At 37.5% G+C, this 20,115-nt stretch carries 20 protein-coding genes; 13 read left to right on the top strand and 7 right to left on the bottom strand.

Features of this window, described 5'->3' with window-relative positions; genetic code table 11:
• The 3 genes from MNY27_RS03885 to MNY27_RS03875 all read left to right on the top strand — a co-directional run.
• A partial coding sequence (locus MNY27_RS03885; RefSeq protein WP_346391894.1) for a surface lipoprotein assembly modifier occupies nt 1-510 on the top strand: 510 nt, incomplete at its 5' end.
• Nucleotides 511-568: 58 nt separating this feature from the next.
• A complete protein-coding gene (locus tag MNY27_RS03880; RefSeq protein ID WP_346391893.1) occupies nt 569-1,537 on the top strand; it encodes a 6-phosphofructokinase in 969 nt (322 codons plus the stop codon).
• Nucleotides 1,530-1,841, top strand: coding sequence for an NGG1p interacting factor NIF3 (locus tag MNY27_RS03875; RefSeq protein ID WP_152184011.1), 312 nt, complete (start codon nt 1,530-1,532; stop codon nt 1,839-1,841). The genes MNY27_RS03880 and MNY27_RS03875 overlap by 8 nt, the downstream gene beginning before the upstream one ends.
• Here MNY27_RS03875 and MNY27_RS03870 read toward each other — a convergent pair.
• From MNY27_RS03870 to MNY27_RS03850, 5 genes are all read right to left on the bottom strand, one after another.
• Nucleotides 1,838-2,425, bottom strand: coding sequence for a DUF302 domain-containing protein (locus tag MNY27_RS03870; RefSeq protein ID WP_346391892.1), 588 nt, complete (start codon nt 2,423-2,425; stop codon nt 1,838-1,840). The genes MNY27_RS03875 and MNY27_RS03870 overlap by 4 nt on opposite strands.
• Before the next feature lie 183 nt (nt 2,426-2,608).
• Nucleotides 2,609-4,822, bottom strand: a complete 2,214-nt coding sequence (purL, locus tag MNY27_RS03865) for a phosphoribosylformylglycinamidine synthase subunit PurL (protein WP_346391891.1) — start codon at nt 4,820-4,822, stop codon at nt 2,609-2,611.
• Between the two features lie 68 nt (nt 4,823-4,890).
• Nucleotides 4,891-5,337, bottom strand: a complete 447-nt coding sequence (locus tag MNY27_RS03860) for a DsrE family protein (RefSeq protein WP_188109460.1) — start codon at nt 5,335-5,337, stop codon at nt 4,891-4,893.
• 18 nt (nt 5,338-5,355) lie between these two features.
• A complete protein-coding gene (gene greA, locus MNY27_RS03855) occupies nt 5,356-5,868 on the bottom strand; it encodes a transcription elongation factor GreA (RefSeq protein WP_188109463.1) in 513 nt (170 codons plus the stop codon).
• Between the two features lie 20 nt (nt 5,869-5,888).
• The gene (locus MNY27_RS03850; protein ID WP_152184007.1) at nt 5,889-6,215 is read right to left on the bottom strand and encodes a hypothetical protein; all 327 of its coding nucleotides are present in this window, start codon (nt 6,213-6,215) and stop codon (nt 5,889-5,891) included.
• Nucleotides 6,216-6,363: 148 nt separating this feature from the next.
• Here MNY27_RS03850 and MNY27_RS03845 point away from each other — a divergent pair, with 148 nt between their 5' ends.
• The 7 genes from MNY27_RS03845 to MNY27_RS03815 all read left to right on the top strand — a co-directional run bounded on the left by MNY27_RS03845 (nt 6,364) and on the right by MNY27_RS03815 (nt 13,932).
• A complete protein-coding gene (locus MNY27_RS03845; RefSeq protein ID WP_152184006.1) occupies nt 6,364-7,164 on the top strand; it encodes an HDOD domain-containing protein in 801 nt (266 codons plus the stop codon).
• A gap of 43 nt (nt 7,165-7,207) precedes the next feature.
• The gene (locus tag MNY27_RS03840; RefSeq protein ID WP_152184020.1) at nt 7,208-9,112 is read left to right on the top strand and encodes a ribonuclease R family protein; all 1,905 of its coding nucleotides are present in this window, start codon (nt 7,208-7,210) and stop codon (nt 9,110-9,112) included.
• A complete protein-coding gene (holA, locus tag MNY27_RS03835; protein ID WP_152184005.1) occupies nt 9,105-10,073 on the top strand; it encodes a DNA polymerase III subunit delta in 969 nt (322 codons plus the stop codon). The genes MNY27_RS03840 and holA overlap by 8 nt, the downstream gene beginning before the upstream one ends.
• A gap of 61 nt (nt 10,074-10,134) precedes the next feature.
• A complete protein-coding gene (locus MNY27_RS03830; RefSeq protein WP_152184004.1) occupies nt 10,135-10,536 on the top strand; it encodes a Fur family transcriptional regulator in 402 nt (133 codons plus the stop codon).
• Nucleotides 10,537-10,614: 78 nt separating this feature from the next.
• Nucleotides 10,615-11,541 (top strand): ribose-phosphate pyrophosphokinase, encoded by a 927-nt coding sequence (locus MNY27_RS03825; RefSeq protein ID WP_152184003.1) that lies wholly within the window; start codon nt 10,615-10,617, stop codon nt 11,539-11,541.
• 13 nt (nt 11,542-11,554) lie between these two features.
• Nucleotides 11,555-13,345 carry a translation elongation factor 4 gene (gene lepA / locus MNY27_RS03820; protein WP_152184002.1) on the top strand — a complete coding sequence of 597 codons (1,791 nt, stop codon included), beginning with the start codon at nt 11,555-11,557 and terminating at the stop codon, nt 13,343-13,345.
• 8 nt (nt 13,346-13,353) lie between these two features.
• A complete protein-coding gene (locus tag MNY27_RS03815) occupies nt 13,354-13,932 on the top strand; it encodes a phosphoribosyltransferase family protein (protein ID WP_152184001.1) in 579 nt (192 codons plus the stop codon).
• Between the two features lie 3 nt (nt 13,933-13,935).
• Here MNY27_RS03815 and MNY27_RS03810 read toward each other — a convergent pair whose 3' ends face one another.
• The gene (locus MNY27_RS03810) at nt 13,936-15,957 is read right to left on the bottom strand and encodes a hypothetical protein (RefSeq protein ID WP_152184000.1); all 2,022 of its coding nucleotides are present in this window, start codon (nt 15,955-15,957) and stop codon (nt 13,936-13,938) included.
• A gap of 191 nt (nt 15,958-16,148) precedes the next feature.
• Between MNY27_RS03810 and grpE the strand changes: the two genes are divergently transcribed.
• Nucleotides 16,149-16,694, top strand: a complete 546-nt coding sequence (gene grpE / locus MNY27_RS03805; RefSeq protein ID WP_152183999.1) for a nucleotide exchange factor GrpE — start codon at nt 16,149-16,151, stop codon at nt 16,692-16,694.
• A gap of 283 nt (nt 16,695-16,977) precedes the next feature.
• Entirely contained in the window at nt 16,978-18,864 is a 1,887-nt protein-coding gene (gene dnaK / locus MNY27_RS03800; RefSeq protein WP_152183998.1) for a molecular chaperone DnaK, read from the top strand.
• A gap of 68 nt (nt 18,865-18,932) precedes the next feature.
• Here dnaK and MNY27_RS03795 read toward each other — a convergent pair whose 3' ends face one another.
• Entirely contained in the window at nt 18,933-19,505 is a 573-nt protein-coding gene (locus tag MNY27_RS03795; RefSeq protein ID WP_152183997.1) for a nitrous oxide reductase accessory protein NosL, read from the bottom strand.
• Between the two features lie 103 nt (nt 19,506-19,608).
• Here MNY27_RS03795 and MNY27_RS03790 point away from each other — a divergent pair, with 103 nt between their 5' ends.
• Nucleotides 19,609-20,115 (top strand): protein disulfide oxidoreductase, encoded by a 507-nt coding sequence (locus MNY27_RS03790; RefSeq protein ID WP_152183996.1) that lies wholly within the window; start codon nt 19,609-19,611, stop codon nt 20,113-20,115.

Here is a 20,115-nt window from a genome sequence, read left to right as displayed (position 1 = left end):
ACCAATATAGGTATCGCACCACAGATCAGCTATCAATACAATGAACGAACTGCATTCTATGCATCATTGAGTCTGCATAATAGAAAATATTATAAAGCACCAGATAGGAAAAGTAATGGTTTTATGTTTACACCATCAATAAGATACTTTCTAGATCAATCAAGTTATCTCTCTTCAAGTATTTATGCTGGAGAGGAAAATTCAAGAACAGAAATTTATGGAAATCATTCTCGTGGTTTTAATATAGCTTACTATAAAGCTTTCAATAAAAATATAAATGCTTATCTCTCCTTTAATGGTAGTAATACTGATTATAAAGGCATTGAAACTGCCTATAACCAAAGTCGCAATGATATTTCAAGAACATTAAGCGGAACTCTATCATATTTTATCAAACCGATGAACAGTGCCCTCTCATTAAAGCTTTCAAGAACAAACAACAGTTCCAATATTGCTATGTATACCTATAAAAGAAATCAGATAGGACTTGATATTTCAACAAACTTTTAATAGAATAGTCCCATAAAACTGTATCATTTATGATATAAATTTTTTTGGGATTAATAAAATGAAAAAGATAGCAATTTTATGTTCAGGCGGTGATGTTTCAGGAATGAATCCTGCTTTAAAACATTTTGTTGAGTACAGTATTCAAAAAGGTTTAACCCCTTACTTTATCTACAAAGGTTTTGAGGGACTTATTGATAACAAAATCAAAGAAGCCTCCTACTGTGATGTAGCTGGTATCATTAACAAAGGCGGTACCAAGATAGGCTCATCACGCAGCCAAAGATTTATGCAACAAGAGTATAGGAAGCAAGCCAAAGCCAATCTTGAAAAACATGGAATTACTATGCTTGTTGTTCTTGGAGGAGATGGTTCATTTCGGGGTATGGAGGTTTTTTACAAAGAACATGGTGTGGCATTTTGTGGTATTCCTTCTACGATTGATAATGACATAGCCGGTACATCTTACTGTTTAGGAGTTGATACAGCTTTAAATATCATACGTAATGCTCTTGATGCCATTCGCGATACTGCTTCTTCATTCAGTCGTGCCTTTGTCATCGAGACAATGGGAAGAGAGTGTGGTTATCTAGCACTTGTATCTGCTCTGACTTCAGGTGCTGAGCTTTGTTTAATCCCAGAAGTTCCTTATGATTTGAAAAGTTATGAAAAAAACTTTAAAGAGCAGATGAAAAATGGAAGAAATTACTTTATTGCTATCGTCTCAGAAGGCATCGCACAAGAGTCAAAAGAGATTGCAGCGTGGTTTGAAAAAAGTGTTGGCATGGAGGCAAGAGTCACAGTACTTGGGCATATTCAGCGTGGTGGCAATCCGACAGTGTATGACAGACTAATGGCTTACAAATTCGTATCTCACGCAATAGATGGACTTTTACAGGATAAAGATGATGCAGTCATCTGTTTTAATGATGGGGGATTTTCATATAAAAGTATCAATAAAGTAGCTTTTGAGAAGTATGAACTCGATTATGAGCTTCTTAACTATTTAAAGGATATGCAAAATGTATAAACTCAGTTATTATGTACCCAAAGAAGCTAAAGAGAAGACAAAAAATGCTCTTTTTGAGATTGGTGCGGGGAAGTTTAACAATTATGAGAACTGCTCTTTTGAGAGTTTGGGCAGAGGACAGTTTAAACCTATTGGCGAGGCAAATCCATATATCGGTGCAAAAGACAGAATTGAATATGTTACAGAGTATAAAATAGAGATGATTTGTTCTGATACGTTGATAAAAAAAGCTGTAGAGATATTAAAAAAAGCACACCCCTATGAAGAGGTGGCTTATGAGGTAATCAAACTAGAAGATATCTAGAAATCACCTTTTGCTGCACGCTCAGGAATCCCTTCCATTGCTACTTTAACTTTCTCAGCAGCTTCTAGCATTTTTGGCGGTAATGGGTATCCACCATATATTGCAAGAGTCATATCCATACTGATAAGATAAGCATCACCATTTCCATATTGAACATACATGATTCTACATGGCATAAAACCACCATAGTATCTTGAATAGTTCAAGAATATTTTAGCTGTTGTCAGATTACATAAAGACCAAATTCTTGCTTCTTTAACTTCATCTGGTTTTGCATCTTCTTTCGTATACATTTTTACATAACCAGTAAGACGCATATTGTACTCTTCTGTAAGTGCCTCGATTGATTCTTTTACATCATCTCCACTTATACCTTCATCAACTTTCCACTCTTTCATCATAGCACGAGCAGGATCACCATACTCAACAACTTTTGTAAACATAGCATCGTATGCATCCATTGCACGATCATCTAGTTTATGCTGACCAGTTACTGCTGTCCAACCCATATGCATTGTAGAACATCCACTTGCAAAAAATGCAAAACTGACTGCTAATAATGCAGTTAATAAACTTCTTCTCATTTAATTTCCTTTATCTAAATTCTGTGAGATTATACAATGATTAATATAAAAGTAAATTGATTTTTCAAATTATATTTTTACATAGAAAATATAATTAATTATTATAAGTAAAGAGGCATTGTGCGTGAGGTGATTAGAAATCACCTTTTTTTGTGCACATTTTGAAATTCTGATTATCGTTTTTTATAGATCTTGTTCTATCACACGTTTGAATGTATTGAAGTAGTTATCTTGTAATGTTTCCATGCTCATAGTAACATTATTTATTTTCACTGTATCACCACCAACAACACCTATCTTTTCACATGCCAAACCATCCAGCATTGCTTCAAAAGCTTCAGCATTTTCAGGTTTAACTTCCACTATTGCACGGCTTTGGGATTCAGCGAAAATATCTCTCTCATCTTCTACACTCATACTCACGTCACATCCAAGTCCACTTGTGGCTGCCATCTTAGCAAGTGCGATTGCCACACCACCACTACTTGCATCTTTAGCACACTCTAGAAGATGCTTCTTATTTGCTTCAATGACCAGATCCCAAAGAGCAAGCTCTTTTGCATAATCTATCTCAGGAAGTTTTCCTGCAACAACACCACAAATCTCTTTCATATATAAAGAGCCACCAAACTCACTTTTGCTCTCTCCTACAAGATAGAGCTGATTACCTGCCTCTTGAAATGTTGACATTAGGACATTGTTTTGGTCATCATTAACCCCAACTGTTGCGATAGACGGTGTTGGGAAAACGGAAACACCGTTTGTTTCATTATAAAGTGAAACATTTCCACCGATTACCGGAGTCGTTAGCTCAGCACAGGCTTCTTTAATACCTAAACATCCCTCTGCAAACTGCCACATAACTTCAGGATTCTCAGGATTACCGTAGTTCAAACAATCTGTAATAGCCAGTGGACGTGCTCCACTCATAGCGACATTACGACCTGATTCAACAACAGCAGCAGCTCCACCGCCTTTAGGGTCGATGTAACAGTAACGTACATTACAGTCCGCTGACATTGCCAGAGCTTTTCCATTCTCTTTTACACGAATAACTGAAGCATCAAGCTCTCCGCCTTTTTTAACCGTATTTGTCTGAACCATAGAATCATACTGTGTATAGATCCATGATTTATCTACAACTTCCATAGATTTTGTCAGCTTTTCAAATGCTTCTTGGTTCTCAACTTTTGGAAAGTCATTAATAGTTGTATCTTTAATCAGATTAAGATACTCTGGTCTTTTCATTGGACGGTTCAGCTCTGGTGCCTCTTCAGAAACCGGATCAACAGGAACCTCTGCAACTTTCTCACCATGCCAGAAAAGTTCCATATTCCCTGTATCTGTCACTTCACCGATAACTGCAGCATCAAGGTCCCACTTCTCAAAAATTTTAATGATCTCTTCTTCACTTCCTTTTTTCGCACAAAGAAGCATACGCTCTTGAGACTCAGAGAGCATAAAGTCATAAGGAGTCATATTCTCTTCACGAGCAGGAACTTTATCAAGATGCATAATCATCCCGCTTCCTGAACGTCCTGCCATCTCAAATGATGAAGATGTAAGCCCAGCTGCACCCATATCTTGGATACCGATAACATAATCAGTTTTGAAAAGCTCCAAACATGCTTCTAAAAGAAGTTTTTCAGTAAAAGGATCCCCAACTTGAACAGTTGGACGAAGTGATTTTGACTCTTCTGTAAAAGAGTCTGAACTCATAACAGCCCCACCAAGACCATCACGACCGGTTTTTGCACCAACATAAAGAACCGGATTTCCTATACCTTCTGCTTTCCCATAGAATATCTCATCACTTTTTGCAAGACCGAGTGTAAATGCATTTACCAGAATGTTTCCATTATAACACTCATCAAAACTTGTCTCACCACCAATTGTTGGAACTCCCATACAGTTACCATAACCACCGATTCCTTCAGTTACACCACGAACAAGATACCTCTGATGTTTTGAAGTTTTATCGTTATTTAAAACATTACCAAAACGAAGTGCATTGAGGTTTGCTACAGGGCGTGCACCCATTGTAAAGACATCACGCATAATCCCACCAACACCAGTTGCTGCACCTTGATATGGTTCAATGAAAGATGGGTGATTGTGACTCTCCATCTTAAATACGGCTGCCATACCATCACCGATGTCAATAACACCGGCATTTTCACCCGGACCTTGAATGACCCACGGTGCTGATGTTGGGAAACCTTTTAAGTGTACTTTTGAAGATTTATATGAACAGTGCTCAGACCACATTGCGGAGAAGATTCCAAGTTCTACGAGATTTGGCTCACGACCCAAAATCTGCTTGATATGTGTATAGTCTTCCTGCGATAATTTATGATTAGCTAACTGTGTATCTATATCTGGTAATTGTTGGCTCATTTGGTGTTGTCCTAAAAATTGGTTTTTAAAAGCGGATTATATCTAAATGTGGGTAAAAATTATTTTAATTATTTAAAAGTCATCAATGCATAACCATCATTTTGGTACGCAATCGTGTCAATATAACTGTTTTTTGAAATCTTTAAAAATGGGAGTACATCCTCTTTATCAATAGAATTCGCATTTAATGACATCGCACAAACGACAAGCTCAATATTTTTTCTTTTTGAGAGTTCAATAAGATACTCTTGTGCCTGCTTCATAGCATTCACCGCTTCACCTTCTACTAACATATCATAATTCTCAGAAGCGATCAGTGCACATTTTCCATGAATGGTCAATGCAGCTTTTATGCTATCACCCTGTTCTTCTATCATATCTATCGTTTTTCCGACAAGCCACATACGACTCTTCAGATAGTTGGCATCATTTGAGCTGCAGTCAAAAACAACTTTATACTCTTTTGCTTCTGCAAAAGTAACAAATAACAGTAAAAAAAGTGTGAAAATTCTCATCCGTTTTCCTTTGATTTTTTAATGAAAAGCATAATCACTTTTCGTGCGGATATTTTGCTTTAAAGAGTAGATGTTTTTATATGCAATCGCTTCTATCTCATACTCTTTCATACCGTTAGGAAGTTTAATCTTAAAATCATCTCCAACCTCTTTTCCAAGCATCGCTTTTGCCAATGGAGAGTGTACAGAAATAAGCCCGTTTTCCGGTTCACTCTCTAAAACACCACAGATAGTAAATACCTTCTCTTCATCTGTATCGAGATCAATTAAAGTTACACTGCTTCCAAAAGAGACACGTTCATGATTGTGTAAAGAGGGATCAATTACCTGTGCATTTTGTATCATTTTATTCAAATAAAAAAGGCGCTTATCGATAAATCGGAGTTTCTCTTTTGCTGCTTGATAGTCTGCATTTTCACTTCTATCACCAAGTGCAGCTGCAACGAGCTTTTCCTGCGCCGTTTTAGGTTTTTCAACTTCTAGCAGGTATTTAAACTCTTCGACCAAAGTATCATACCCTTCAAGGCTCATAGGCTCACGCAATGTTTTTCCTAATGGTGAAAACCAATAATATAGTAAGTCTCTTTATTTGGAAGCTTTTCAATATCTACTTTATATTTTTCACTAAAATGCTCTATCTTTTCATGTGCTTCCTGTGCTAGTTCCGGTGTCGGTGAATCTACTTTGATTTTTAAATAATTTTTCGTATTTGAGAGGGCTACATAAGCGTTATTAACTTTTAAATGCTCATTTAAATCCATGATATGTTTCTCAATTTTTTCATACCCTGGTGTATTTTCCTGTATATCTTTTAACTGTTTTGTCAGTGCATCATTTGGCGTATAGCCCAATTGAGTTAAAATCGCTTCTGCTTCCATCTATCTTTTCCTTCTTGTACTTTTTTTTGTTAGTCTTAAAAATAATATCAGTTTTTTGTAAATATTCAGTATGAATTTATCTATTGATACTATAATTATAAACACAATACGATGTTTATACACATTCATTAAAAAGTGAGTAACCAATATGACAGAAGAAATACTTAAGAAAATCAAACAACTCCCACCTCTTCCAGAATCTGCAATGCAGATTGAGGCGGTTTACCAAGATCCGGATTCTACTTTTAACGACATGGTAAAAATTTTAGAAAAAGATCCTCTTCTTACAGCGGACATTCTCAAAGCGGCAAACTCTCCGCTTTATGGATTTAGCCGTGAGATCAATGCAATCTCTCAGGCAGTAGGACTTTTTGGAATGGGAACAGTTCGTGGTTTTGCGTTAGCGAGTATTGTGAAAAAAAGCTTTACACTTGACCTCTCACCATATGGTATAACAAATGAGATGTTCTCAGCACTTTCTAAAAAACAGCATGCACTGATGACTTCATGGTGTTTACGAAAAGAGAACAGACTGCTTGGTGTTCTCTCTCCTGCAGCATTTCTTGTTGAAATTGGAAAAGTATTGATCGCTCAGCAGGTTATTGCAGACAAAAAAGAAGAAGAGTTCCGTGATGCCCTCTTAGAACTGCAAGATGTTGAAGCAGCAGAGAGAGAAGTAGTAGGTGCAGATACGCCAGAAGTAAGTGCTACAATCTTTGAACAATGGAAGTTCGAAGAGGGTCTTGTTGATGTTATAAGAAACTGCCAGAACCCTGAAAAAGCGGAAGAAGAAGACAGACGTGCAGCACAAATTTTAAATGTTGTCCGTGTAGCAGTACCAATCAATGGTGTTCTAACAGAAGATAGCATCAACAAAGCAAAAGAGCTTATCGAAGAGTATGAGCTTGATATGGAAAGCTTCGATAACGCTATAGAGGCTTTTAAATAAATTGCACGAATTAAAATCTCTCCTTATTAAACTCACACACGGTGTGAGCGAGCAAGACACCTCTGAAGATGAATTATCACTTGTTAAAGAGTGGCTTGCAAAAAAATATCTCACTTTTAAAAACAATACCTATAAATTTAACTCAAAATACCGTGCCGGTGTTTTGGGACTCGTGCAAAAAGGAACAGCCTATCTTCATGTCATTGGTGATAATGTCAAAGACCTCTACATCGATGAGCTCGGCAGTGCAACAGAAGGTGACCTCATCATTGCAAAGAGAATTCTTGGTAAACGTGGAGGGGCGAGTGCCAAGATAACTGAAGTTGTCGGGCGCCAAGAGAGCTATGGAGTTGCCTACATTATAGAAAAGTATGGGCATAAATCTTTAGTTGACATTAAAACAGACCATCCTGTAGGAGCTGAGCTCACGCCAGAAGAGTTAGAAAACTATCAGCTTGGAGATGTCTTTAAAATTGACCATCAAGAGCACAGAGTAATGGAAAAGCTTGGTCATATGGATGATCCAAAAGTCGATGAAAAAATCGTTCTTGCTCAGTACAACAAACATGACGAGTTTGATGAAGAGGTCTTAAAGATAGCCCGTTCATTTCCACCTGTTGATGCAAGGAAATATCCAAAAAGAAAAGACCTGCGTGAGCTTCCTTTTTGTACTATTGACCCCGTGACTGCAAAAGATTTCGATGATGCTATCTACTGGGATGATGCAAATTCCACTCTTTATGTTGCTATCGCTGATGTGAGTGAATATGTCAAACCTTTTGGAGCACTTGACAATGAGGCAATGTACAGAGGTTTTTCTATCTATCTACCGCACCGTTCTATTCCAATGCTTCCACGTCAGCTGAGTGAGACTCTCTGTTCACTCCAACCGCATATTGACCGTCTTGCTTATGTTTTTGAGATAAAACTAGACAAAGAGACTCTTGAAGTTGTTAATTCTGATGTTTATGAAGCAATTATTCACTCAGACAGACGTTTTAACTATGAAGAGATTGATAATTTTTTTGATGGAAAACTAAAGGCAAAAACACAAGAAGAAGAGACCATCTTTGCAGCTCTAACAAAACTACGTACTATTACGGACAGACTCAAAGAAAAACGTCTTAAAATCGGTTTTGACTTTCACTCTGTTGAAATCTCCATGGAGCTCGATGAAGAGACAAATCTTTTATCTACAAAAGAGTCCGAAGAGACACCTTCTCACGCACTTATAGAAGACTGTATGCTGCTAGCGAACAAAGAAGCTGCCAAGATGTATGAGAGAGGAATCTTTAGGATTCATGAACCGCCAAGTCAAACAAAACTCCAAACACTCTATCAAGAGCTCTCTGCTATTGGGATGAACATCGAGATTAAAAGTACAGTCAAAGAAACCATTGAAACGATTCAAAAACAGGCACGTGAGATGGGCATAGAAGCAGATGTCGACACCCTTATTATACGCTCACAGATGCAGGCACGCTATGCACCGCTGAACTCTGGACACTTTGGGCTTGGATTTGAAGAATATACACACTTTACTTCACCTATTCGACGTTACTCAGACCTCATTGTACACAGACTCATTAAAGCCATCAAAAAAGGTGATACAAAAGAGGGCTCTTATGTTCTTAGAAACATCGAAACCTTGGCCATGATGGTAAGTGAAAAAGAGCGAGAGGCAAGTACCGTCGAGGTAGAATACAAAGCACGAAAATATGCACGCTGGGCAAAAAACAATCTTGGTCGCGAGTTCAAAGCCAGAGTTGTAGCTACAGACCCTGAATTCAAAGCTGATCTGCATGATGAGATAATCGGTGCACGTATCAATATTACAACAGCTAGCGATATCGTCCTCTTTGAAAATGTCATTGTGCGTATTGACAAAGTGGATATTGCCCGTGCTCGAATCTATGGTGCTGTAGTAGGAAAAGCAAGCGATGTATAAAAATGAATTTGACAACCATATTCGAAACAAGACGATTTCAAACTCTTTTGTCTTTTTCGGGGAGAGTCATTTCCTCATAGATATGTACACAAAAATGCTCAGCAATGTAGAAGATGCAAACATCTTAAACTACTACCATGATGAGTATGACTTTAACTCGGCAAAAGCGCACCTCTCACAAGGTTCACTCTTTGGTGATCGAAACATCCTCATTATAAAAAGTGAGAAAAAAGTTCCAAAAAAAGAGCTTGATACTCTTTTAGAGCTTGCAAGTAAAAATCCGGACAATATTTTTATCTACGCATACTATGGAAGCGATCACAAATCTTACAACAACGCAAAGAGCTTTGCCAAAACGAAGACGATGAGTGTTCGCTTCTTTCATCCAAAAGAGTTTGAAGCACAAAATATCCTGCTCCAAATTGCTCAGGAAAAAGAGGTGACTATTGATAAGTACACCCTCTCACATCTTCTCAAAATTCACAACGGGGATGTAGCACTTGCAGCCAATGAGATAGAAAAGTTTCGTGTTTTTGACAGAGAGATAAGTACCAAAGATGTTGATGCATTGGTTTATGGGCTCGGAGAGATTAACCTTGATGATTTTATGAAAAAACTCTTAGAGAAAAAAGATTTTAAAGAAGATCTGCAAAATATTTTAGAACATGGCGAAGATGAGATACGTATACTTACAGCACTCACATCATACCTCACGCAGCTTTATATGTTTAACATTTACATTCGAGTAAACGGAGCACCCAATGCCTTGGAAATTTTAGGCTACCCTGCTCCAAAGTTTGTCGTAGAACAAAAAGCATCATTTGCTATAAAAATCAAACTTGGCACTTTCTATAGACTCCATGAACTCCTGCTTGAAAGTGAGCTAAAGATGAAGAGCTCTCATATAGATAAGAGTGCTATACTTTTCTCAACACTTATAAAGCTGCAAAAGATACTTTAAAAATACTTAACCAATATCAATAACTATTATACTTTAAACTTTTTTTCTGTATAATGGCGCCATGAATAATTTTACAGACAGTTTAAGAGCACACCATTTAAAAGCGACTCCTCAAAGATTGGAGATTGCAAATACATTGTACAAGTATGGGCATGTAAACATAGAAGACCTCTATGAGATAATGCTCAAGAAATTTAATTCGATTTCACTTGCTACAATTTATAAAAATATAAATATCATGATAGAAAATGCCTTTATCCAAGAGGTAAAAATCCCAAATCAAAAATCCGTATATGAGCTGACAAAAGAGGCACATTCACACCTTGTATGTGACAAATGTGGTATGGTAGAAGATATTACGCTCGACCTTAGCAGTATTAGTGAGCTTGCTGCACACTCAACAAACTTTCAAATAAAAAAAGCAGACCTCGTTTTCTCCGGTCTTTGTAAAAACTGCCAGTAAGGCACTTGACTCTTCAAACTATCCTCAGCACATTTAGTGTATAATCGCGCATTAATTTACTCCTAGAAGGAAATACCAATGCGTGGTTATAAGATTTTTGCTGGCTCTGCTAGTGTTGATTTTGCAAATGAAGTTTGCTCAATTTTAGATGTTCCTTTAGCAAAAGCTGATGTTAAGAAGTTTAGTGATGGAGAGATCTCTGTTCAGATTTCTGAGAGTGTTCGTGGTCGTGATGTTTTTATCATCCAATCAACAGGTGCACCGTCAAATGACAACCTAATGGAGCTTTTAATCATGACAGATGCACTCAAGCGTTCATCTGCTCAAAGTATTACTGCTGTTGTTCCTTACTATGGTTATGCACGTCAGGACAGAAAAGCAGCTCCTCGTGTTCCAATCACTGCAAAACTCGTAGCAGATATGTTCCAAACTGCAGGTATTGATAGAGTTGTAACGATTGACCTGCATGCTGGACAGATTCAAGGTTTCTTTGATATTCCGGTTGACAATCTTTACGGTTCTATCACTTTTGAGCAATACATCAAAAGCAAAAATCTTAAAAATCCTATTATTGCATCTCCAGACATTGGCGGTGTTGCTCGTGCTCGTTACTTTGCAAAAAGAATGGGACTTGAGATGGTTATCGTTGATAAACGCCGTGAAAAAGCGAATGAGAGTGAAGTAATGAATATCATCGGTGATGTCGAAGGTAAAGATGTCATTATGATTGATGATATGGTAGATACTGCAGGTACTATGGTAAAAGCCGCGACTGCTTTAAAGAACAAAGGTGCAACATCTGTTATGGCATGTGCAACACATGGAGTACTCAGTGGAAAAGCCTATGATAATCTTGAACATGGTGAACTTGATGAACTTATCATCACAAACACACTTGAATCAAAAGCTCATAAAAAAATCAAAGTGCTTACTGTAGCACCACTCTTTGCAGAGGTAATCCGCAGAGTTTATCATAATGAGAGTGTTAATTCACTTTTTGCATAAGTAGAGGACAGAGTTGAAAAATATACGAAACTTTTCTATCATTGCCCATATTGATCATGGAAAATCTACACTAGCTGACCGTATCATCCAAGAGTGTGGTGCTGTGAGCGAGAGAGAGCTAAGCTCTCAAATGATGGATACGATGGATATCGAACAAGAGCGTGGCATCACCATCAAAGCACAATCGGTTCGACTTGATTATGTAAAAGATGGCGAGCACTACATCCTTAATCTCATTGACACTCCGGGCCATGTTGATTTCTCTTATGAGGTAAGTAAATCTTTGGCTTCATCTGATGGAGCTCTGCTCATTGTAGATGCAGCTCAAGGTGTTGAAGCTCAAACGATTGCAAATGTCTACTTGGCACTTGATAATGATCTTGAACTCATCCCGGTAATCAACAAAATAGACCTCCCGGCAGCCGAGCCGGAACGTGTGGCAGAAGAGATTGAAACTTCCATCGGCATCGATGCTACAGATGCGGTACTCGTGAGTGCAAAAACCGGTGTTGGGATTCGTGAGCTCATTGATGCTATCGTAGAGAGAGTTCCTGAGCCACAGGGTGATCCTGAGGGACCGACAAAGGCCATCATTTATGATTCATGGTTTGATCAGTATCTTGGAGCACTGGCACTTGTTCGTGTATTTGACGGTGAGATCAAGAAAAATCAAGTGATTAAACTAATGAGCAATGGTGAAGAGCATCAGGTCCTTGACTTGATGTACCCGCACCCTATCAAGAAGATAAAAACTCCTGCGATAAAAAGTGGAGAGATAGGCATCGTTGTTTTAGGTCTTAAAGAGGTGAGTGTTGTCAGTGTCGGTGATACGATTACCGATGCGAAAAATCCTTGCACCGAGCCTGTCGGTGAGTATGAACCTGCAAAACCATTTGTTTTTGCAGGACTCTACCCGATAGATACAGACAAGTTTGAAGACCTGCGTGATGCACTTGATAAACTCAAGCTTAATGACTCTGCACTTTCATATGAGCCGGAGACCTCTGTAGCTCTTGGCTTTGGTTTTCGTGTCGGTTTTCTTGGAATGCTGCATATGGAAGTTGTTAAAGAGCGACTTGAGCGTGAGTTTGGACTTGACCTCATCGCTACTGCACCATCAGTTGTTTATCATGTATATCTTACAGATGGCACAAAGGTTGAAGTACAAAACCCTAGTGAACTTCCGGAAGTGCAAAAGATAGATAGAATCGAAGAGCCTTATGTAAAAGCAACGGTCATCACTCCTAGTGAATACCTTGGAAATATTATGAACCTGCTTGTCTCAAAACGTGGTATTCAAAGCAAGATGACCTACTTAAATGAAGAGCGTGTTATGCTTGAGTATGAACTTCCTATGAATGAGATAGTAGTAGACTTTTATGATAAACTCAAATCTATCTCTAAAGGCTACGCTTCTTTTGACTATGAGCCAAGTGAGTTTAAAGAGGGTGACCTTGTAAAACTTGATGTAAGAGTTGCAGGTGAAGTCGTTGATGCACTCAGCATTATCGTACCACGAACTTCAGCAGTAAGCCGTGGTCGTGCACTTGTTAAAAATATGAAAGAGATTATTCCTCGTCAGCTCTTTGAAGTAGCTGTTCAGGCATCTCTTGGTAATCAGGTCATTGCCCGTGAGACTGTAAAATCGATGGGGAAAAATGTAACTGCAAAATGTTACGGTGGAGATATTACCCGTAAACGTAAACTCCTAGAGAAACAAAAAGCAGGTAAAAAACGTATGAAAGCTATCGGAAAGGTTCAACTTCCACAAGAGGCTTTTATGTCCGTACTCAAGATGGACTAAAAACTGTTATGAAATGTCTGTTGTGTGAGAACTACTCTCTCACGCAGCATATCTGTAAAAACTGTCAAGAGCAGTTTTTACAGCCATCACTCTACAAAAGAAAACTTAACAATGATATCGAAGTACTCTCATTTTACAGATATGAAGATATCAAATCTCTTCTTTTTACAAAACATACTGATATTGGATTTCATATCTACAAACTTTTAGCCAGACTTAGTTTTACAAAATTCGCACGAGAATTTGAGTGGAAAAGTAGAGTTACCTCCATCGCCATCGATGATAATATCAAAAGTGGCTATTCACATACTGCGATTCTCAATAAAGCCCTGACAAGTCAAAATATCAAACCACTCTTTAACAGACTACGAGCACAAAACTCCATCTCCTACTCTGGAAAATCAAAAGTATTTCGAGAGGCAAATCCTAGAGATTTTCAACTCAAAAACTTTAAAGAAAGAGAAGTGATTTTAGTTGATGACATCATTACAACAGGAGCTACCCTGCGTGAAGCTACAGATAAGCTCACGCAGGAGGGAAAAGAAGTTCTTTTTTGTCTGACCTTAACGGATGTCAGTAAAAAATAGCGCTTAGAAAAGCCCTTTTAAAAGATTTCTTACATCTTTACCTAGATGTTTCTCCAGCTCTTTTGTAACAGCTTTAGTCGCCTCTTTTTTGAGTATTTTACTCGCATCAACTTGCACTTTTGGTCGCTCTACGCTGCCGCTTAGTTTTACAACAAGAGGATTGCCGTTAGCGTTAATGTCGATAACTGACTTGATACGTTTTGTTTTTGAGTTGAGATAGGTATCTTTTGTCGTAATCGAAGATGTATTTGATTTGAGATCAAGTGATGCCAAGATATTCTCTTTATTGATATTTGCACTCACATCACCTTTAAAGATCTGTTTGTAGAGGTCAATGTGCGCATACTGTTTCGTAAGGTCAAGAGCTTGATTTCTTGTGAATGTACCGTTTGAGAGAAGTCCTTTAAATGTACCTTTTTGTGCTGAGAGATTATAGTCAAGTTTTGCATCGATATTTGATTTGAAAATCTTTGGATAGATCAGCATATCTAAGATATCAAGAGTACAGAGTTTGTTGATATCTGCATGAAAATCATCATTATGTAGTTTTGCATCCACTTTTCCGCCTGCGATGTTACTATGCATCGTAAAATCCAGATCTTTTGCTTTTTTCAACTCTCCGTTAGCGATAAAATTGCCTTTGAGATGTCGCTCAGTTACAAAGTAGAGCTTCTCAAGATTATGTACCTTTACTTTATAATCACTTTTGAGTGCAGCATCTTTCATATCAAAGTGTGCTTTTTTTACATACAGGTCTGCAAGCGTTGAGAAGATATCTACTTTTGTATCTATGTTGTCCTTATTAAGTGTTGTTGTCGTTGTTGCATGAAAAGTAGTCTTTGGCATTGGTGATTTAAACTTATATGCCTTTGTGAAATATCTACTGTCAAGCAGACCATTTTTTATACGGCTCTTGACTGTCCCTTGTAGGTTTTTCACATCTGCATTACTAATGGCTACATCTAAATCAAACAGTGCATCTGCATAGTGTGGCTGTTTTATCATATAGAGCAGTTTTTGCAGTTTAAGGTCTTTTATATTTGCCCTTACACTCTTTGGCTGAAAATCTTTCAGCACTGCTGCAAATGTTGTTTTTGAATCTGCTATATCACTGCGCCCATCAATGAGCATTTTCTCTTTTGAACCATTCACTTTTCCACTTAGACGTAAATTTCCTCGAATATCTGCACCGGTAATGGGTTTAAGTACTGCAAGCTCCTCTACATCTACACCATATTTTATAGCAACACTCAGAGGCTCTGGTTTTACTTTTCCACTTGATGATATCTTTGCAAGATTTGATTTTAGCAGGTATCGGTAATCTACATCATCACCTTTGAGTTTTGCATCTAGATTCATTGCAAAACGCGTTTTTGGAATAGTAATGCCAAAATCTTTTTTCATAACACTTGAGTTTAAGATGCCCTCTTTTGTAAGTAGTAAGATATCACCATCGAGCTTGTGTGGTGTGATATTTTTAAAGTTCACCTTTAGATCAACTGCCCCGTCAGCATACTTTTTCTCTCCAAGCATATGAAGTAAAGATGATAAGTCCAAATTCTTGATATTGGCAATGATAGAAGTAGGATTAAAATCTCGTAACTCTATATTATAGTTAGTGTTACTTTTTGCAACATCACTTTTTCCATTAACAGTGAAAAATTTCATATCTCCTTTCACTGTGCCATCAGTAAAAAAAGAGTCATTTAATTTTTTCTTCATCAAAGCTTCCAAGCTAGAAAGCTCACGCAGTGCAACATCATAATTGATATCAAATGATTGTGAAAAAAGTGAGTAGGTACCTTTTAGTATTATCGTATTGTTAGGATTAATCTCAAGCAAGATATCAAGCTCGCTCATCCCCATTGAGAAGCGCTTTAACTTACTTGGTAGGTGTATCTGTTTTTGTATCTCTGTCTCAATCATTGGCTTGATTATGCCATTTCCCAAAGAGGTAAAAAGCAGTGTATAAACAACACCAACAAGTAATACTACAATGCCAAATAGCCATCCAATAATTTTCATAATAACTGCTCCATAATTTTATTCTCTAATGATACCTAATTATATATAACAGAGTTTTTTTAAACAAAAAATCATACTTGATATAACTTGACTCAACTTTATTAAATAATAAAATTAAACTTATACTTGACATTATTACGCTCAATATATATAATTACAGTATCTTTTTAAAAAAGGAGTTAACAATTATTATGGCGAATGAAAATAATAAAGAGAATGAAAACATAATTGAAAATGATGAAAACATCTCCGAAGCTGAGGCAGAAGCGGAAGCAGTAGAGAATGAGTTTGATCTTTTACAAAATGAACTAAAAGAATTAAAAGATAAATATGCACGTGTTCACGCAGATTTTGACAATATCAAAAAGAGATTAGAGCGTGAAAAGTATACAGCAGTTGAATATGCAAACGAAAAATTTGCAAAAGATATGATTCCAGTTGTAGATTCACTTCAAATGGCACTCAAATCTGCAGAAACAGATGCAGCACCTGAGGAGTTAATCGAAAAACTCAAAGAGGGAATCGAACTTACACTCAAGCAGTTTATGACGGCACTTGAAAAACATGGTGTAAAAATGGTAAGTCATGACGAACCATTCGATCCAAACATTCACAATGCTGTTCAAAGCGTTGACCATCCTGAAGTTGAAAGCGGACAGATCGTTGAGACTTTCCAAACTGGATACAAATATAAAGAGAGACCGTTGCGTGAGGCAATGGTAGTTGTTGCGAACTAATTCGCAGCAATGCAACCTAAGTTGCAAAAGATATTTTGAAAACTTAATACAATTACATCGTAATAAAAATAAATAAGTTTTCCGCCTCCATTGGAGGCAAAGACGCCAAGCGTCGTGGGCTTCCTGCCGAAGGCGTAAGTGCCCTCGGGGTGAAACCAAGCGCGCCCTAAAGGAAGTGCCCTTGGGGTATTAGCGTAAGAAGCGGGATTACTCCCGATTCTGTGACCAAAGGGAATGAAAAGGTTCCCTTAAATTTTATAAAATAAAATTAAAGGATAAGAAGATGAGTAAAGTAATAGGAATAGATTTAGGAACAACAAACTCTTGTGTAGCAGTGTATGAAGGTGGTGAAGCAAAAATCATCCCAAATGCAGAAGGTAAAAATACAACGCCTTCCGTCGTAGCATTTACAGATAAAGGTGAGGTTTTAGTAGGTGATCCTGCAAAACGTCAAGCGATTACAAACCCTGAAAAAACTATCTCTTCTGTTAAGAGAATTATGGGTCTTATGATGAACGAGGAGAATGCTAAACTCGCTCAAGATAAAGTAACATACAAAATCGTTGACAAAGACGGTATGGCTGCTGTTGATGTTGCAGGTAAAGTATATACACCTCAAGAGATTTCAGCAAAAATCCTTACAAAACTAAAAGAGGATGCAGAAGCGTATCTTGGAGAAAAAGTAACTGACGCTGTAATTACAGTTCCGGCATACTTCAATGACTCTCAGAGAAAAGCAACGAAAGATGCTGGTACGATTGCAGGTCTTAACGTACTAAGAATTATCAATGAGCCAACTGCATCAGCACTTGCTTACGGACTAGACAGTAAGTCTGATGAAGATGTACTTGTATATGACCTTGGTGGTGGTACATTCGATGTTACTACACTAGAGATTTCAGACGGTACATTTGAGGTACTCTCAACAGATGGTAATGCATTCTTAGGTGGTGATGACTTCGATAACAAAATCGTTGATTTCTTAAATGGTGAGTTTAAAGCAAGTCACGGAATTGATCTTAAAAATGACAAAATGGCTCTACAACGTCTAAAAGATGCAGCTGAAGCTGCGAAAAAAGAGCTCTCAAGTGCGACTGAGACTGAGATTAACCTGCCATTTATCACTATGACAGAAGCAGGACCACAACACTTAGTTATAAAACTTACTCGTGCTAAGTTCGAAGGTATGATCGAAGAGCTTGTAGATGAGACTATGGATCACATCCAAGTAGCAATGAAAGATGCAGATTTAAGCAAATCTGACATCAAAGAGATCATCATGGTTGGTGGTTCAACTCGTGTACCATTAGTACAGAAAAAAGTCTCAGACTACTTCGATGGTAAAGACCTTAACAAATCTGTAAACCCAGATGAAGTTGTAGCTGCAGGAGCTGCTATCCAAGGTGGTGTTTTACGTGGAGATGTAAAAGATGTTCTTTTACTTGATGTTACACCATTATCACTTGGTATTGAGACACTTGGTGGCGTTGCAACAAAAGTAATTGAAAAAGGTACTACGATTCCTGTGAAAAAATCGCAAATTTTCTCAACTGCAGAAGATAACCAACCAGCGGTTTCTATCAATGTAGTACAAGGTGAGCGTGAGTTCGCTAAAGACAACAAATCGTTAGGTCTCTTTGAGCTTACTGACATTCCAGCCGCACCACGTGGTGTGCCACAAATTGAGGTAACATTCGATATCGATGCAAATGGTATCTTAACGGTATCTGCAATGGATAAAGGAACTGGTAAAGAGCAAAAAATCACAATCAGCGGAAGCTCTGGACTTAGTGAAGAAGAGATCAACAGAATGGTAGCTGACGCAGAAGCTCATAAAGCTGAAGATGAAGCTAGAAAAGCATTAGTTGAGCTTAAAAACCAAGCAGATGCACTGATCGCTCAAACTGAGAAATCTATGACAGAGATGGGTGATAACCTTGATGCTGGTGAAAAAGAGAAAATTGAAGCGGCTATCAAAGATCTTCAAGAGGTTCTTAAAGATGAAAATGCAACAAAAGAGCAAATTGAAGAGAAAGTAAAAGCACTTACTGAAGCAAGTCACAAAATGGCTGAGCAGATGTATAAAAAAGAGCAAGGCGGTGAAGCAGGAGCTGCAAACCAAAATGCTAAAAAAGATGACGATGACGTTATCGATGCAGAGATAGAGTAAGCACTCTCTCTTTTTAATCACAAAGCCCTTTGGTTCTTTTGAATCAAAGGGCTTTTTTTATGTAAAGACTATTTTTGAAAGTCTTTTTTAGCTTCCTGCCACGCAGAATAAAAATCTAAAATTTTCCCACCATGTTTTTTTTGAAATGCTTTTGCAGCATCCAAAGATTTAAAAGCATACTTACTCACAGAGCTCATAGTACCCGGCACATCACTTCCCACTACATAAAAAGCTTCAGTAACCGGAATGAATTTTAATGTTGTCACATCAACAACCATAGGATTTTCAAGCTCTGCCCCCTCATTGATATGTGCTGTAAGACAATGGATTGAGCAGTATTGGATATTTTTACCCTCTAATTTGGCAGCATGACTTGTTTTATAAAACTTGGTTAAGTTCATTCCACAAACAGCACAGTGCTCTTTTTTCTCACCTTTTTGCACGAGAATAGCATCTTTTGCATCGACTGTTTGAAACATCTTTTGCATTTTTGGCTTTTTGGCATCTTTTTTCAATGCTACTTCTTGAGTTTTTTCTTGTTTTGCAGCTTCAGGTTTTTTATCGGTTTTTACATAGGGCGTAATATTTTGACAGCCGCTCATTATCAGGACTGATAATGAAAAAAGAAATATTTTTAACATCAAACATCCTTTAGGGCACATCTAAGAACTTTAGTTCTTAGATGTGCCCTTAATTTCTTATAATTTTATCAAATTATTATTACATTAGTGTTAAGCTATCTCTATGAATATAACTACAGAAAAAATCAAACATTATTTAAAAGAGATACTCTATTTTATTATTACCATTACGATTGTGGCAAATGCTATGAGTCTCTACCGTTCACAATCTCTCAGTAGTGCACCATTAGAGATGCGTTCTTTTAAACTGATTGATAATAGTACCTACTCATTAGACAGTAAAAAACCAATACTCATACATTTTTGGGCGACTTGGTGTCCAACCTGTAAACTCGAAGCTGCAAATATCAACTTTTTAAATAGGTACTATCAGATTATTACTATTGCTGTAAAATCAGGAAGTGATTATGAGATAAAAAAGTATCTTGATAAGCACGATTACCATTTTAAAGTTGTCAATGACAAAGATGGTTCACTCTCACGTAAGTTTAAAATAGCCGCTTATCCAACAACATTTATTTACGATACAAAGCAGCAACTCCGTTTTAGTGAAGTTGGTTATACATCAACATTTGGACTTTGGTTACGTCTTTTATGGGCAGGTCTCTAG

The organism is Sulfurimonas sp. NWX79 (genome assembly GCF_039667035.1).
GTDB classification, from domain to species: domain Bacteria; phylum Campylobacterota; class Campylobacteria; order Campylobacterales; family Sulfurimonadaceae; genus Sulfurimonas; species Sulfurimonas indica.
This window is presented reverse-complemented; position numbering and strand designations above follow the sequence as displayed.

Excerpts from the sequence above, each read along its gene's own strand:
- MNY27_RS03880 (WP_346391893.1), top strand. The coding sequence starts at position 569 with ATGAAAAAGATAGCAATTTTATGTTCAGGCGGTGATGTTTCAGGAATG.
- MNY27_RS03875 (WP_152184011.1), top strand. The coding sequence starts at position 1,530 with ATGTATAAACTCAGTTATTATGTACCCAAAGAAGCTAAAGAGAAGACA.
- MNY27_RS03870 (WP_346391892.1), bottom strand. The coding sequence starts at position 2,425 with ATGAGAAGAAGTTTATTAACTGCATTATTAGCAGTCAGTTTTGCATTT.
- purL (WP_346391891.1), bottom strand. The coding sequence starts at position 4,822 with ATGAGCCAACAATTACCAGATATAGATACACAGTTAGCTAATCATAAA.
- MNY27_RS03860 (WP_188109460.1), bottom strand. The coding sequence starts at position 5,337 with ATGAGAATTTTCACACTTTTTTTACTGTTATTTGTTACTTTTGCAGAA.
- greA (WP_188109463.1), bottom strand. The coding sequence starts at position 5,868 with ATGAGCCTTGAAGGGTATGATACTTTGGTCGAAGAGTTTAAATACCTG.
- MNY27_RS03850 (WP_152184007.1), bottom strand. The coding sequence starts at position 6,215 with ATGGAAGCAGAAGCGATTTTAACTCAATTGGGCTATACGCCAAATGAT.
- MNY27_RS03845 (WP_152184006.1), top strand. The coding sequence starts at position 6,364 with ATGACAGAAGAAATACTTAAGAAAATCAAACAACTCCCACCTCTTCCA.
- holA (WP_152184005.1), top strand. The coding sequence starts at position 9,105 with ATGTATAAAAATGAATTTGACAACCATATTCGAAACAAGACGATTTCA.
- MNY27_RS03830 (WP_152184004.1), top strand. The coding sequence starts at position 10,135 with ATGAATAATTTTACAGACAGTTTAAGAGCACACCATTTAAAAGCGACT.
- MNY27_RS03825 (WP_152184003.1), top strand. The coding sequence starts at position 10,615 with ATGCGTGGTTATAAGATTTTTGCTGGCTCTGCTAGTGTTGATTTTGCA.
- MNY27_RS03815 (WP_152184001.1), top strand. The coding sequence starts at position 13,354 with ATGAAATGTCTGTTGTGTGAGAACTACTCTCTCACGCAGCATATCTGT.
- MNY27_RS03810 (WP_152184000.1), bottom strand. The coding sequence starts at position 15,957 with ATGAAAATTATTGGATGGCTATTTGGCATTGTAGTATTACTTGTTGGT.
- grpE (WP_152183999.1), top strand. The coding sequence starts at position 16,149 with ATGGCGAATGAAAATAATAAAGAGAATGAAAACATAATTGAAAATGAT.
- dnaK (WP_152183998.1), top strand. The coding sequence starts at position 16,978 with ATGAGTAAAGTAATAGGAATAGATTTAGGAACAACAAACTCTTGTGTA.
- MNY27_RS03795 (WP_152183997.1), bottom strand. The coding sequence starts at position 19,505 with ATGTTAAAAATATTTCTTTTTTCATTATCAGTCCTGATAATGAGCGGC.
- MNY27_RS03790 (WP_152183996.1), top strand. The coding sequence starts at position 19,609 with ATGAATATAACTACAGAAAAAATCAAACATTATTTAAAAGAGATACTC.